Genomic DNA, 14544 nt, shown 5'->3' on the forward strand with positions numbered 1-14544 from the left:
GCCCGCTGTGTGACCGGTCACAATCCTGACGTGCATGTGACCGGTCACACAAGAGGGGCCAAGCGGCCCGGCATCCGCGACGTCGCCACCGCCGCGGGCGTCTCGTACCAGACCGTCTCCCGGGTGATCAACAATCACCCGAGCGTCAGACCGGACACCCGCGAACGCGTCCTCGCCGCGATCCAGACCCTCGGCTTCCGCCGCAGCGCCACCGCGCTCGCCCTGGCCAGCGGGCGGACCCGGTCGGTCACCGTGCTGACCGCCAACACCACGCACTACGGCTACGCCGCCACCCTCCAGGGCATCGAGGAGGCCGCCCGCGCCGCCGGTTACACCGTCGCCATCGGCGTCCTGGAGTCCGACACCGTGGCCGACGTACGGGCCGAGGTGCGGCGGGCCGCCGACACCGGCGGCGGGCTGATCGTGATGGCGTACGACACCGCCGGGGTCCGCGCCCTGGCCGCCGTACCCGATGAACTCCCGGTCGTGGGCGTCGTCGAGACCCCGTCCCGGCCGCCCGCCGGGAACCGCCCCTGGGTGTGGACCGACGACCGCGAGGCGGCCCGCACCGCCACCCGGCATCTGCTGGACCTCGGCCACGAGACGGTGCACTACGTCGCCATCCCCTCCAGCACCCGCCGCACCGGCCGGCGCACCGCGGGCTGGCGGGACGCGCTGCGCGCGGCCGGGGCGCCGGAGCCGCGGCCGCTGGCCGGGAGCTGGGATCCGGCCGGCGGCTACCTGGCGGGGCGGCGGCTGGCCCGTGACCCGTCCGTCACCGCGATCCTGTGCGGCAACGACGACCTCGCGCTCGGCGTGATCCGGGCGCTGCACGAGGCGGGCCGGGCGATCCCGGACGAGGTGAGCGTGGCCGGTTTCGACGACGCCCCGCACTCCGCGTACCTCACGCCCTCCCTGACGACCGTACGGCTCGACTTCACGGGCCTGGGCCGGTCCGCCTTCGGCCGGTTGTACGGCCTGCTGGAGGACGCCGAACCGGTCGCGCCGCGCCCCGTCTCCGTACCGCTGCTGATCGTCCGCGAAAGCTCCGGCCCACCGCCGGCCCCGTTACCGCCGAACCCACCCTCGGAGGTCCCCCGCGCATGAGCAGGTCCGCCACATACAGCAGACACCGGATACGAACAGCCGCCGCGACCGCCCTCGCCGCCGCACTCCTCACGGCGGCCGTTCCCGCCGACGCCGACTCTCCCGCGGCCCCGCAGGCTGCCCCGAAGGCCGCCCAGCCTCTCTCCGTCGACCTCGCCGCCCCCGAGGGCCCCGTCCTGCACGGCGCCAACGGCTCGCTGTACGGCCTGAGCGACGACGGCGTGCCGACCGACGCAGCCCTCGCCCCGCTCAAGCTCACCACCGTCAGCCAGAAGCCGGAGGGCGGCGCCCAGCACCCGAACGGCGACGCCGTCACCGTCTCGAAGTCGTATCTCCGCAACGGCGGCGGCGACATCCTGGTGATGATGCAGGACATCTATGCGAAGTGGCCGTACGAGGACCTGGGCATCGACGACTACCTCACCAAGGTCGACAAGGTCGTGCGCGACATCGCCGACGCCCCCCACAGCGAGCGCTTCGTCTACGTCCCGTTCAACGAGCCCGACCAGATCTGGTACAAGCTCGGCGTCGCCGACCAGGCCACGTACGAGAAGAACCGCGACCGCTTCTTCCGCGACTGGAAGACCGTCCACGACCGCATCCGCGCCATCGACCCGGACGCCCGCATCGCGGGCCCCAATGAGTCCTCGTACCACTCCCGCCTGATGGGCGACTTCCTGACCTGGGCGAAGAAGGAGAACGTGCTGCCCGAGGTCACCACCTGGCATGAGCTGGGCCCGGACTCCCTGCGCGACTTCCAGGGCCACTACGACGACTACCGCGCCCTGGAGAAGCGTGCGGCAATCTCGCCGCGGCCGGTCAACATCGACGAGTACGCCAACCGCCGCGACCTGTCCGTCCCCGGCCAGCTGGTCCAGTGGGTCTCCATGTTCGAGCGCAACAAGGTCTACGCCGACCAGGCGTACTGGGACGCCGCGGGCAACCTCTCCGGCAGCGTCGCCCAGTCCTCCGTCCCGAACGGCGCGTGGTGGTTCTTCCGCTGGTACGCGACGATGACCGGCCGGACCGTCAAGGTCACCCCGCCCACCCCCAACGCCGTCGACACCCTCCAGGGCCTCGCGTCCTACGACACCGCCAAGCGTCAGGCGCAGGTGCTGGTCGGCGGGGCGGCGGGCGACGGACACGTGACGATCGGCCATGTCGACCCGAAGGTCTTCGGCCGCCAGGTCACCGCCACCGTCTCGGAGGCCGCCTGGTCCGGCTACGAGGGCGCGCACGCCGCACCCCGCACCCTGGCCCGGACGAAGCTGACCGTCGCGCCCGACGGCTCGGTGACGGTGCCGCTCACGCGGATGGACCGGATGTCCGCGTACCGGATCGTGCTCACCCCGGCGGGCAGCGGCACCCCGCAGGCCGCGCAGGTGCCCTGGCACGCGGCGTACGAGGCGGAGGACGCGGCGATCACGGCGGGCAAGGTCTACACCCAGGGCACCGTTTCCGACGCCAACGGCTACGCCGCCTCCGGCACCAAGGACGTCGGTTCCCTCAGCCAGGACACCAGCAAGGTGGCCTTCACCGTGGACGTGCCCCGCACCGGGGACTACGACCTGTCGGTCCTCTACGGCAACCAGAGCGGCGGCCCGGCCACCCAGCGGCTCACCGTCGACGGCGGCGCGGCCCGCACGGTCACCTACCCCTCCACCGAGAACTGGACCTACCGCGGCCTCGAGAACACCACCGTCCGGCTCTCCGCGGGCCGCCATGTGATCGCCCTGGCCCATGACACCGCCGAGGTCACCCTCGACCGCATCGACCTCACGGCCGCCACGAAGCCCTCCACCGCCTACGAGGCGACGCTCGCGGACACCACCGGCAGCCCCTCCTACGACTACGGCTCGGCGAGCGGCACCGGCACCGGCACCCTCGTTCTCGGCTCCCGGGACACCGCCGTCTTCGACGTCTACGCCCCGCGCGAGGGCTACTACACGGTGGCCCCGAGCGCGACCGGCGGCCCGCTGAAGCTCACCGCGCACGGCGCGACCACGGCCACCTCCCGGCGGCTCTACCTGACCGCCGGAAACAACCGCATCACCGCCGCCCCGGCCGGAGCGGCGCCCGTCCGACTGCGTTCCCTGAACGTCACGGGCGCGGGCGACGACACGGCGGGCGTGCGCGGGTACGAGGCGGAGAGCGCCGCCCTGTCCGGCACCGCGAAGCCCGAGTCCGGCGCGCACGCCTCGGGCGGCGCCTACGTCGGCCGGCTCGGCAACGGCGCGTCGAACACCGCCACCCTCACGGTCAAGGCCCCTTCCGCCGGCCGCTATCTGATGGCGGTCCGCTACGCCAACAACGAGCGGCGCGACAACGGCCACGCGTACAACACCGACATCGTCTCGCGCGGCGCGGACATCACGGTCGGCCAGGGGAAGCCCCGGCGCGTGATGTTCAAGAACACCTGGGGCTGGGACGACTACTGGACCCTGGCCCTCCCCGTCGACCTCGCCAAGGGCGCCAACACGGTCACCTTCGCCAACCCGGGCGCGTACGCCCCCAACCTCGACCGGATCGACCTGGCCCCGGTCATCGGCTGATCCTTTCGCGTGATGCGCCCCGGTGCGACGTGCAGCGCACCGGGGCGTTCGCACCCCTCCGGCTCCAGCGCGGTCGGACGCCGGAACGGCGCGCTCTGGGATCCTCAGCCGGTCGCCGCGTCCTGGGTGGGAGTGGGGCAGCCCACGGTGGCGGTCACGGCGGTCAGCAGCACCACCGAGTCCTCCAGCGCGAGCATTCCGTGCCGCTCGTGCGGAATGCGCTCCACCTGCCCGGCGATGAGATCCGTACGCACCCCGCTCCCGGTCAGCCGCACATGACCGTGCAGCACGTGCAGACTCGCCGCCGGGGGAGCGTTGTGCTCGTCCAGCTCACAACCGGAGACCATCGCGATCACGCTCTGCCGCAGCGGCCCGTCGTGCAGGAACAGATGTGCGCTGCGCCCGTGCGGATCGGCCTTCGCCTGGTCCAGATGGTGGCGGGCGAGCGCGGTGAGGTCATCCATGAGTGCCCCTCGATCGGCCTGATCTGATCGTCGCCGGGTTCCCTCAATCGTCACCGGCTAGCGTGATGCGCGCCAGTCCGCACCCTCGCGACATCGAGAGAGGCAACCGTGGCCGACTACCTGACCGTCCTGACGACCACCGACACCCCCGAGAAGGCGGAGGCGCTGGCGCGCGGCGCCGTGGAGGCCCGGCTGGCGGCCTGCGCGCAGATCAGCCAGCCGGTGACCTCCGTCTACCGGTGGCAGGACGTCATCGAGACCGCCGCCGAGTGGCAGGTGCTGTTCAAGACGACCGCCGCGCGGTACGAGGAGCTGGAGGCGCACCTCCGCGAGGCGCACGACTACGAGACGCCGGAAGTGATCGCGACGCCGATCACGCAGGGCAGCGAGGACTATCTGGCGTGGGTCGTGGCGGAAACAACAATCGGCTGACAGAAACCACTATCTGATATCTGTCATCTGCTATCCGCCAACGCATCGCTGATACCCCGCTCCCGCGGCCCCAGGAAGTGCGGGTCGGGCCGGAACGTGGCGTCGAGCACCGCCTTGCTCGCCGCCACGGTCTCCCGCAGCCCGCCGAAGCCCCACGTCGCGTCGTGTGGCTCGTCCACCGCGACCCCGTACGCGTCGATCCCCGCCGCCCCGCACAGCGCCACTGCCCGGCGGATATGGAACCCCTGGCTCACCAGCACCGCCCGGTGCACCCCGAACACGCGCCGGGCCCGGCTGCACGAGTCCCAGGTGTCGAAGCCCGCGAAGTCACTGACGATCCGCCGGTCCGGCACGCCCTGCTTCACCAGATAGGCACGCATCGCGTTCGGCTCGTCGTAGTCGTCGCGGCTGTTGTCCCCGGTGACCAGCAGCGCCCGTACCGTCCCGTCCCGGTACAGCGCGACCGCCGCGTCCAGCCGGTGCGCCAGATACGGCGACGGCTCCCCGCCCCACAGCCCGGCCCCGAACACCACCCCGACCGGCGCCGAGGGCACGCTCCTGACCGCCGTCCGCACCCGCCCGTCGGTACTCAGCCGCAGCCAGGTCGCGGGCAGCAGCGCCAGCACGCTGACGACCACGGCCACCTGAAACACCCGCCGCCACCCACGCCGCGTCCGCGGCAACCGCCGCCGTACCCGTTCGAGCATGTCCGCTTCCCCCTTGGCCCCGTCAGCATCATCGCGCTGTGTGACGCGGCCAACGGGCGCGGCGGTTGCGCCGGGCTATTCGGCGGAGTCGTCCTCTTCGGGCTCCTCGGGCACAACGAATTCGCTGGTGTCGAGATCGAAATCGAACGGAGCGGGGATGGGCAGCGGCTTGCCGAAGGGAACGGTCATCCGGGCCCGGTAGCCGTGGTCCGACGGATCCCAGAAGGCGGTGATCTCCTCGGCCTGCATGTCGAGCACGAGATACACCGGCACATGGCGGCCGTAGACCTCGAGCTTCTCCTGCCAGTCGACGTCGCGAGTGGACACCGAGGTCAACTCGGCCACGAGGGACAGCGCGTCGCCGTCCACGTGGCGCGCGGTGCCGCGGAAGGCCGCCAAGTCGGCGACGTGCAGGTCCGGCCCGTAGGCGCGCTCGGAGGAGGCGAAGCTGAAGAGGAACGGCGAAGTGTCCGCGTCATGCCCCTCGGGGACATGGGCCGCAAGCTGGAGGCGCAGCGACCTCATGTGCAGCTTGTAGAACGGCCTCGACCACGGCGACACGACGATCTTCCCCCTGATGAGCTCGGCCTTGAAGCCGTCCGGTGTATCCAGTTCCTCCGTGGCCCGGAGCAGGCCATCGAACCCCTTTTGGGGCTCCTCGGCTTCCGGCGTGTCTGTGGTCATCGGCCGCTCCAATATCGCGGTCACTGCATCCTCCATCTGCTACGGAGCGTACTCTCGGCCTCACCGTAGCGACGGTCCGTGACCCGTATCCGTTATCCGTTCGCATTACCCCGAACGAGCGATGTGCCCCATCCCCCATAGCCTTGAGGTGTCGTCCCGTACCAGCGAAACCAGCAGGTGATCCCAGCCGTGCCGCCGCTCCCCAAAGCCGAACTCCACCTCCACATCGAGGGCACCCTGGAGCCCGACCTCGCCTTCGCGCTCGCCGAGCGCAACGGCATCGAGCTGCCCTACGCCACCCAGGAAGAGCTGCGCGCCGCGTACTCCTTCACCGACCTCCAGGACTTCCTCAACCTCTACTACGCGCTGATGGCGGTCCTGCGCACCGAGGACGACTTCGCCGACCTCACCAACGCCTACCTCGCCCGCGCCCGTGAGCAGGGCGTCCGGCACGCCGAGATCTTCTTCGACCCGCAGGCGCACACCGCCCGCGGCGTCGACATCGGCACCGTCATCCGCGGCCTCACCCGCGCCCTCGACGCCGCCCCCCGGACCTACGGCATCACCACCCGCCTCATCATGTGCTTCCTGCGGGACGAGACCGCCGAATCGGCCCTGGCCACCTTCGAATCCGCCCGCCCCTACCTCGACCGCATCACCGCCGTCGGGCTCGACTCGGCCGAGGTCGGCCACCCCCCGTCGAAGTTCCGCGAGGTGTACGCCCTGGCCCGGGAGGCCGGGCTGAAGTGCGTCGCGCACGCGGGCGAGGAGGGTCCGCCCGCCTACGTCTGGGAGGCGCTGGACATCCTCGGCGTGGACCGCGTCGACCACGGCGTCCGCTGCCTCGAGGACGAGACCCTGGTGGCGCGGCTGGTCGCGGACCAGGTGCCGCTGACCGTCTGCCCCCTCTCCAACGTCCGCCTCCGCGTCGTCGACCGGCTCGCCGACCACCCCCTCCCCGCGATGCTGGACGCCGGCCTGCTGGTGACCGTCAACTCCGACGACCCCTCCTACTTCGGCGGCTACGTGCAGGACAACTTCACCGCCGTACGGGACGCCCTCGGGCTCGACCAGGCGACGCTGCGCACCCTGGCCCGCAACTCCTTCCAGGCATCCTTCCTGGACGAGGAGACGCGGGCCGCGTACCTGGAGGAACTCGACGCGTCTTGACCTCAACTTTGGTTCAACTTCTACGTTCGTCGCCATGGAGTACTCACACAGCGACACCGAACTGATCCGCCAGCCCATCGGCTACTGGAGCTGGGCCGCCTCCAAGGCGGTCGTCACCTACATCCGCGAAGGGCTGTCGGCATTCGGCCTCAGCCAGCCCCAGTGGTGGGTCCTGAACCAGGTCCGCGACGGCGGCGAGGACGGCCGCACCCGCACCGAGGTGCGGGCCGTCCTCGAGGGCTACCTGGACGTCGGTGCCGCCCTGGAACCCGAGATCGACGCCCTCCTGGACCGCGGCCTGCTGACCACCACCGCTGGGCGCCTCCACCTGACCCCCGAGGGCCGCGAGCTACACGCCCGAGCGGCGGAACACCAGCTGACGATGCGGGAGCGCATCCACGACGGCATCCCCGACGAGGACTACATCGCCACCCTCAAGGTCCTCCAACGCATGATCCACAACACCAACGGCAAGGCCTGGCACCACTGACCGGCCGAACCGGAACGGGACGAAGGCCGGGCCCGGGGGGCCAATCGATGGGTGGCCGCGACTACACGGGAGGAAGCGGGCCCGCCCCCACCCCCACCCGGCCTCTGGGCGTACCGGTGCCGGGCCGTGGTGCCAACGGGCGGGAGCGGCCGACGAGACGCGAGGGGGGCGGGGCCGCGCCCGCCCCCGCCCGGCACCCGGCCTCCGGGCGTACCGGAGCCGGGCCGTGGCCCGGGGCCAACCGGCGGGGAGCCGCCGTACGACGCGAGAGGGCGGGGCCCGCGCCCGCCCCCGCCCGGCATCTGGCCTCCGGGCGTGCCGGTGCCGGGCCGGGCTCGGGGTCAACGGGCGGGGAGCCGCTGCGCGGCGCTGGGGGTGGGCCCGCGACTACCCCCGCCCGGCACCCGGCCTCTGGTCGTATCGGTGCCGGGCCGTGGTGCCAACCGGCGGGAGCGGCCGACGAGACGCGAGGGGAGGGCGGGGCCGCGCCCGCCCCCCGCCCGGCACCCGGCCTCCGGGCGTACCGGAGCCGGGCCGTGGCTCGGGGCCAACCGGCGGGGAGCCGCCGTACGACGGGAGGGGGCGGGGTCGCAGGGGTGGGGTCCTGGACGCTGACGTGTATTTGTGGCGCCAATCGTTCGACGTTCACCCCACGCTCTACGCCAGCGGCGCCGTAAATATACGGTCCAGGGCCCTGCCCCGGAGGCGCCGCACCCGGCACCCGAAACCAACCCCAGGCGCACCCACCCCGCACCAGCAGCGCACCCCGCACCCGCAGCCCACCCCGCACCCGCAGCGCACCCACCTCAGCCCACCCCACCCCCCACCGTGAAGTCGGCGCAATCACCCGTCATGGCCACGCAACGGCACCGCAACACACCCCTGCCACAGTCACGTCATGACAGCGTCGCTCCGCCTTCACCCGCCCCGCCACACCGACAAGCGCCGCCCCCCGACGCTGGTCGCGGTGGCGCACGGCAGCCGGGACCCGGCGGCACTGCGCACCGTGACGGCGCTCGTGAACGCGGTCCGGGCCCTGCGGCCCGACGTGCCCGTACGGCTCGGGCACATCGAGCTGAACCGGCCGCTGCTCGCGGACACCCTCACGGCACTCCGCGGCGAAGCCGTCCTCGTACCGCTCCTCCTCGGCCGCGGCCATCACGTCAAGGAGGACCTCCCGGCGGCAGCCGCGAAGGCCCCGCACCTCAGCACGCGCATCGCCGCCCCCCTCGGCCCCCACCCCCTCCTCGCCGAGGCCCTGCGCGCCCGCCTCGAACGCGCCCGCCTCGAACGCGCCCGCCTCGAAGAGGCCAACCCACACCACCCCCGAGCCGTCGTCCTTGCCGCCGCCGGTTCCCGCGACCCCGACGGGGCCGTCGACGCCGCCGCCACCGCCACCCTGCTCAGCGCCCGGCTCGGCGGTGTACCGGTCGTCCCGGCGTACGCCTCCGCCGCCGCCCCGACGGTGGCCGACGCCGTACGAGCCCTCGCCCCGCACAGCAACCACCCCCGCGACATCGCCGTGGCCTCGTACTTCACCGCCCCCGGCCGCTTCGCCACCCAGTGCGCGAACGCCGCTCCCGGCATCGCGGCGGCCCCGCTCGGCGCCCACCCGGCCGTCGCCCGGCTGGTGCTCCACCGCTACGAACAGGCCCTCGCCGATGCTCCGCTGTCGTACCGGGCGGTTACCGTCGGTGTATGAGCCGCAGAGCAGGTCGTACGACAGATCGCACCACAGATCACACCGCAGATCGCCCGGCGCGTGCCGAACCCACGCCGACCCCCGGCTATGACGCGGCGGACCTGGAGCGCTGGGTCCAGGAGCCCGACAAGCGGCCGGGCCGGACCGCGTTCCAGCGGGATCGGGCCCGGGTGCTGCACTCCGCCGCGCTGCGCCGGCTCGCCGGAAAGACGCAGGTCGTACCCGCCGCACCGGCCATCGACGCGGACCTCGGCCTCGCCGCCCGCACCCCGGCCTGGGACGCCACGCCTCGTACGCGCCTGACCCACTCCCTCGAATGTGCCCAGGTGGGCCGGGAGCTGGGCGCCGCCCTCGGCTGCGATCCGGATCTGGTGGAGATGGCCTGCCTCGCCCATGACCTCGGCCATCCGCCCTTCGGCCACAACGGCGAACAGGCCCTCAACGAGGTGGCCCGCGACTGCGGCGGGTTCGAGGGAAACGCCCAGTCGCTGCGCCTGCTGGCCCGGCTCGAACCGAAGCGGTTCGTCCCCGACGTGGAGACCGGCGAGCCGGTGAGCGTCGGCCTCAATCTCACCCGGGCGGCCCTGGACGCGGCGACCAAATACCCCTGGCCGCGCGGCGGCCACCCCCGCGACCCCGGCTCGCCGAAGTTCGGGGTGTACGAGGACGATCTCCCGGTCTTCGCCTGGTTCCGGCGCGGCGCGCCCGACGAGCGCACTCCGTTCGAGGCCCAGGTCATGGACTGGGCGGACGACGTGGCGTATTCGGTGCACGACGTCGAGGACGGCCTGCACGCGGGCCATCTCGACCCGAACAGCCTGCTCGCCGAGCCCGAGCGGCGCGAGGTGTTCGCGGTGGCCGCCGCCCGTTACGCGCCGGGCGCCGAGGCGGAGGAGCTGGCCGAGGCGCTGGACCGGCTGCTCGACCAGGAGTGGTGGCCGCACGGCTACGACGGCACGTCCGTCGCCCAAGCCCGCCTCAAGGACGCCACGAGCCAGCTGATCGGCCGGTTCTGCCTCGCCGCGGAGGCCGCCACCCGGGCGGCGTACGGCACGGGCCGGTTCACCCGCTACCGGGCCGAGCTGGTGGTGCCGCGCACGGCCCGGCTGGAGTGCGCGGTGCTGAAGGCGGTCGCGGACCGTTACGTCATCCAGCGCGCCGACCAGGAGCTGGTCCGCGCCGACCAGCGCGTCGTGATCGCCGAGCTGGGCGAGGCGCTGATCGCCCGCGCCCCCGACGGGCTCGACCCGCAGTTCCGCGCGCTTTTCGACGCGGCCGACACGGCGGGCGACGAGAAGGGGCGGCTGCGCGCGATCGTGGACCAGATCGCCGCCTTGACGGACGTCTCGGCCCGCTCCCTCCACGCCCGCCTCACGGCCCCGCGCAAGGCACGCCACGTATGACGGCGTACCCACGCCACCGTGACCGCCCACCGTGACCGCCCACCCCGACCGACCGCACGAGACCACCCGCACCCCGCACCCGCACAACACGGCACCCCGCACCCGCACCCCACCGACCCACGACCCGCGAAGCCACGATCCGCGAAGCCACGACCCGCCACGGCTCGCCACCCACCACCAAAGCCGACCGAACCATGACCAACTGCGATCACCCGCGCTCCGCTATCGCCCCCCCCACACGACCCGTTCCCGCCACTCCGCACGGCCCCCTTCCCCCACCCCGCTCGGTGCGGGAGGCTCCCACGAGGCTCCCCATGGCTAAAGCTCCGGCCAAAGCTCCGGCTGATGCGACTGGTCGACGCGACCGGGGTAGAAGCAAACGCAGAGGCACCGCCCGGCAGCGAGGAGGAAAACAAGTGGTCGACGCACACCAGACGTTCGTCATCGTCGGAGGGGGTCTGGCCGGGGCGAAAGCCGCGGAAACCCTTCGTTCGGAGGGTTTCACCGGCCGGGTGATCCTGATCTGTGACGAGCGCGACCACCCCTATGAGCGTCCGCCGCTGTCCAAGGGCTTCCTCACCGGCAGCCAGGAGCGGGACAGCGTCTTCGTCCACGAACCCGCCTGGTACGCGCAGGCCGACATCGAGCTCCACCTCGGCCAGCCCGCCACCCACCTGGACCGCGCCGCCAAGGCCGTGACCCTCGGCGACGGCACCCGGATCCACTACGACCGGCTGCTGCTGGCCACCGGCGCCGAGCCGCGCCGCCTCGACATCCCGGGCACCGGCCTGGCCGGGGTCCACCACCTGCGCCGCCTCGCCCACGCCGAGCGGCTGAAGGGCGTCCTCAGCACCCTCGGCCGCGACAACGGACAGCTGGTCATCGCGGGCGCGGGCTGGATCGGCCTGGAGGTCGCGGCCGCCGCCCGCGGCTACGGCGCCGAGGTGACGATCGTCGAGCCCGAGCCGACCCCGCTCCACTCCGTCCTCGGCCCCGAACTGGGCGCCCTCTTCGCCGACCTCCACAGCGAGCACGGCGTCCGCTTCCACTTCGGTGCCACGCTCACCGAGATCACAGGCCAGGACGGCATGGTGCTCGCCGCCCTCACCGACGACGGCGAGGAACACCCCTGCCACAGCGTCCTGGCCGCCATCGGCGCCGCCCCGCGCACCGCGCTCGCCGAGGCCGCCGGGCTGGACGTGGTGGACCGGGCGTCCGGCGGCGGCATCGCCGTCGACGCCGCGCTGCGCACCAACGACCCGGACATCTTCGCGGCGGGCGACGCCGCCTCCGCCCCGCTCGCCTTCCTCGAGGGCACGCCGGTGCGCGCCGCCCTCCCGCCCGGCGCCCGGCTGCGCGTCGAGCACTGGGCCAACGCGCTGAACGGCGGCCCGGCCGCCGCCCGCGGCATGCTCGGCCAGGACGTCTCGTACGACCGGGTGCCGTACTTCTTCTCCGACCAGTACGACGTCGGTCTTGAGTACTCCGGCTACGCGCCGCCCGGCCGTACGACCAGGTCCTGATCCGCGGCGACGTCGGCAAGCGGCAGTTCATCGCCTTCTGGCTGAGCGACGGCCGGCTGCTGGCGGGCATGAACGTGAACGTGTGGGACGTCACCGGGCCCATCCAGCAGCTCATCCGCAGCGGCGCCCAACCCGATCCGGGCGCCCTCGCCGACCCGTCCGTCCCGCTCGGCTCCCTGCTGCCGTAACCGCCCCCGCGCGGGCCGCGCCGGGGCCCGGCCCATGCCGGACGTCGGTGCCGGACGTCGGTGCCGGACATCCGCGCCGGCCACCGGTGCCGGACATCGCTGTCGGACCCCGGCCGTAGAATTCACGCGTGGCAGGCCGGATCAACGATGACGACGTAAAGGCGGTGCGGGACGCGGTCCCGATCGACGCCGTCGTATCCGAATACCTCCAGTTGCGGAACGCGGGCGGTGGCAATCTCAAGGGGCTCTGCCCCTTTCACGACGAAAAGTCACCGTCCTTCCAGATCAGCCCCAGCAAGGGGCTGTACTACTGCTTCGGCTGCCAGGAGGGCGGCGACACGGTCGACTTCGTCATGAAGATCGACCACCTCTCCTTCGCCGAGACGATCGAGCGGCTCGCCTCCCAGGCCGGTATCACCCTGCGGTACGAGCAGGGCAGCGCCACCCCCGGCCGTCAGCAGGGCGAGCGCACCCGCCTGGTCGAGGCGCACCGGGCGGCCGCGCAGTTCTACGTCGAGCAGCTGGACAGCCCCGAGGCGGAGATCGGCCGCAAGTTCCTCGCCGAGCGCGGCTTCGACCAGGCCGCCGCCCAGCACTTCGGCGTCGGCTACAGCCCGGCCGGGTGGGACCACCTCGTCCGCTTCCTGCGCGGCCGCGGCTTCACCGACCGCGAGCTGATCCTCTCCGGCATCGCCCAGGACGGCCGCCGCGGCCCCATCGACCGCTTCCGCGGCCGCCTGATGTGGCCCATCCGCGACATCACAGGCGAGGTCGTCGGCTTCGGTGCCCGCAAGCTGCGCGACGACGACAACGGCCCGAAGTACCTCAATACCCCTGAGACGCCGCTCTACAAGAAGTCCCACGTCCTCTACGGGATCGACCTCGCGAAGAAGGACATCGCCAAGACCAGCCGCGCCGTGGTCGTCGAGGGATACACCGACGTCATGGCCTGCCACCTGGCCGGTGTCACGACCGCCATCGCCACCTGCGGCACCTCCTTCGGCGGCGACCACATCAAGATCCTTCGGCGGCTGCTGATGGACAACTCCGGCGCCGAGGTCGTCTTCACCTTCGACGGCGACGCGGCGGGCCAGAAGGCCGCCCTGCGCGCCTTCGAGGACGACCAGAAGTTCGCCGCCGAGACCTACATCGCGATCACCCCGGGCGGTATGGACCCCTGCGACCTGCGGCTCGCGCACGGCGACGACGCGGTCAAGGCGCTGGTCGAGAGCCGCACCCAGCTCTTCGAGTTCGCCATCCGGCAGATCGTCGCCCGCCACAACCTCGACACGGCGGTGGGCCGCGCCGCCGCCCTCGACGAGGCCGCACCGGTCGTCGCGGGCATCAAGAACAGCTCCATCCAGCACGAGTCGGCCGTCCACCTCGCGGGCCTGCTGGGCATCCTCGACACCCAGTTCGTCGTCCAGCGCGTCAGCCAGCTCGCCCGGTGGGCGCGGGACCGCGGTCGGGCCGGTGACCAGCGCCCCGACCAGCGCGGCCGCCCGAACCACCGGGGCGCGGCCCCTGGCGGACCCCATGGCCCCGGCCAGGCCCAGGGTCCTGCGGGCTCGGCTCCGCCCGGGCCCCGTGGCCCCGCCCTGAACCTCCGCAGCCCGGCCCACCGGGTCGAGCGCGAGCTGCTGAAGCTGGCCCTCCAGCGCCCCGAGCTGGTCTCCCCGGCCTTCGACGCCTACGGCGAGGACGAGTTCACCGCCCCGCCCTACGCCGCCGTGCGCCGCGCCATCGAGGCCGCGGGCGGAGCGGAGGGCGCCGACACCGACTATCTGCGCCGCGTCCGCGAGGCCGCCCCCGACGACACGGTCCGCGCCATGGTCACCGAGCTGGCCGTGGAGCCCCTCCACACCCGCCGCGACGCGGACGAGGTGTACGCGGGTGAGCAGCTGGTGAGGGTGCGCCAGGCGGCCGTCAACCACCGCATCAGGGAGGTCCAGGGCACTCTTCAGCGCCTGGGCCAGCGCGCCGACCCGGCCCATCTGGCCGCCGTCCAGAACGAGCTGTGGGTCCTCCAGCAGTACGCCCAGTCCCTCCAGACCCAGGGCGCCGCAGCGCTCTAGTGAGGCTGTAGCGGACGTCGCGTAACCGGTCGGTCACCGGCCGCTGC

The 14544-nt window shown here is 72.7% G+C and carries 11 protein-coding genes and 1 pseudogene; 9 read left to right on the forward strand and 3 right to left on the reverse strand.

The window, feature by feature from the left end:
• Positions 1 to 30: 30 nt before the first annotated feature.
• Both ACH4SI_RS41635 and ACH4SI_RS41640 read left to right on the forward strand, forming a co-directional pair.
• Positions 31 to 1107: a LacI family DNA-binding transcriptional regulator gene (locus ACH4SI_RS41635; RefSeq protein ID WP_398306147.1), complete on the forward strand. Its 1077-nt coding sequence runs from the start codon at positions 31 to 33 to the stop codon at positions 1105 to 1107.
• Positions 1104 to 3659 (forward strand): CBM35 domain-containing protein, encoded by a 2556-nt coding sequence (locus ACH4SI_RS41640; RefSeq protein WP_398306150.1) that lies wholly within the window; start codon positions 1104 to 1106, stop codon positions 3657 to 3659. Before ACH4SI_RS41635 ends, ACH4SI_RS41640 begins: the two co-directional genes overlap by 4 nt.
• A gap of 104 nt (positions 3660 to 3763) precedes the next feature.
• Here ACH4SI_RS41640 and ACH4SI_RS41645 read toward each other — a convergent pair whose 3' ends face one another.
• Positions 3764 to 4123 carry a cupin gene (locus ACH4SI_RS41645; protein ID WP_398306153.1) on the reverse strand — a complete coding sequence of 120 codons (360 nt, stop codon included), beginning with the start codon at positions 4121 to 4123 and terminating at the stop codon, positions 3764 to 3766.
• Positions 4124 to 4231: 108 nt separating this feature from the next.
• Here ACH4SI_RS41645 and cutA point away from each other — a divergent pair, with 108 nt between their 5' ends.
• Entirely contained in the window at positions 4232 to 4555 is a 324-nt protein-coding gene (gene cutA / locus ACH4SI_RS41650) for a divalent-cation tolerance protein CutA (RefSeq protein WP_398306156.1), read from the forward strand.
• Positions 4556 to 4578: 23 nt separating this feature from the next.
• Here cutA and ACH4SI_RS41655 read toward each other — a convergent pair whose 3' ends face one another.
• Positions 4579 to 5262, reverse strand: coding sequence for a vancomycin high temperature exclusion protein (locus ACH4SI_RS41655; protein WP_398306159.1), 684 nt, complete (start codon positions 5260 to 5262; stop codon positions 4579 to 4581).
• Between the two features lie 75 nt (positions 5263 to 5337).
• Positions 5338 to 5982 carry a Uma2 family endonuclease gene (locus ACH4SI_RS41660; protein ID WP_398306162.1) on the reverse strand — a complete coding sequence of 215 codons (645 nt, stop codon included), beginning with the start codon at positions 5980 to 5982 and terminating at the stop codon, positions 5338 to 5340.
• Positions 5983 to 6135: 153 nt separating this feature from the next.
• Between ACH4SI_RS41660 and ACH4SI_RS41665 the strand changes: the two genes are divergently transcribed.
• The 6 genes and pseudogenes from ACH4SI_RS41665 (at position 6136) to dnaG (ending at position 14497) form a co-directional block, all read left to right on the forward strand.
• On the forward strand, positions 6136 to 7116 hold the full coding sequence (locus tag ACH4SI_RS41665; protein ID WP_398306165.1) for an adenosine deaminase: 981 nt from the start codon (positions 6136 to 6138) through the stop codon (positions 7114 to 7116).
• A 34-nt stretch (positions 7117 to 7150) separates the two neighbouring features.
• On the forward strand, positions 7151 to 7606 hold the full coding sequence (locus tag ACH4SI_RS41670; RefSeq protein ID WP_398306168.1) for a MarR family winged helix-turn-helix transcriptional regulator: 456 nt from the start codon (positions 7151 to 7153) through the stop codon (positions 7604 to 7606).
• A gap of 898 nt (positions 7607 to 8504) precedes the next feature.
• On the forward strand, positions 8505 to 9308 hold the full coding sequence (locus ACH4SI_RS41675; protein ID WP_398306171.1) for a sirohydrochlorin chelatase: 804 nt from the start codon (positions 8505 to 8507) through the stop codon (positions 9306 to 9308).
• The gene (locus ACH4SI_RS41680; RefSeq protein ID WP_398306174.1) at positions 9305 to 10711 is read left to right on the forward strand and encodes a deoxyguanosinetriphosphate triphosphohydrolase; all 1407 of its coding nucleotides are present in this window, start codon (positions 9305 to 9307) and stop codon (positions 10709 to 10711) included. The genes ACH4SI_RS41675 and ACH4SI_RS41680 overlap by 4 nt, the downstream gene beginning before the upstream one ends.
• A gap of 416 nt (positions 10712 to 11127) precedes the next feature.
• Positions 11128 to 12422 (forward strand): annotated as a pseudogene (locus ACH4SI_RS41685) (NAD(P)/FAD-dependent oxidoreductase).
• Positions 12423 to 12550: 128 nt separating this feature from the next.
• Positions 12551 to 14497, forward strand: coding sequence for a DNA primase (gene dnaG / locus ACH4SI_RS41690; RefSeq protein ID WP_398306177.1), 1947 nt, complete (start codon positions 12551 to 12553; stop codon positions 14495 to 14497).
• The last annotated feature ends 47 nt before the right edge of the window (positions 14498 to 14544 follow it).

The sequence above is a fragment of the Streptomyces sp. NPDC021212 genome, assembly GCF_044332925.1.
Taxonomy (GTDB): Bacteria; Actinomycetota; Actinomycetes; order Streptomycetales; family Streptomycetaceae; genus Streptomyces.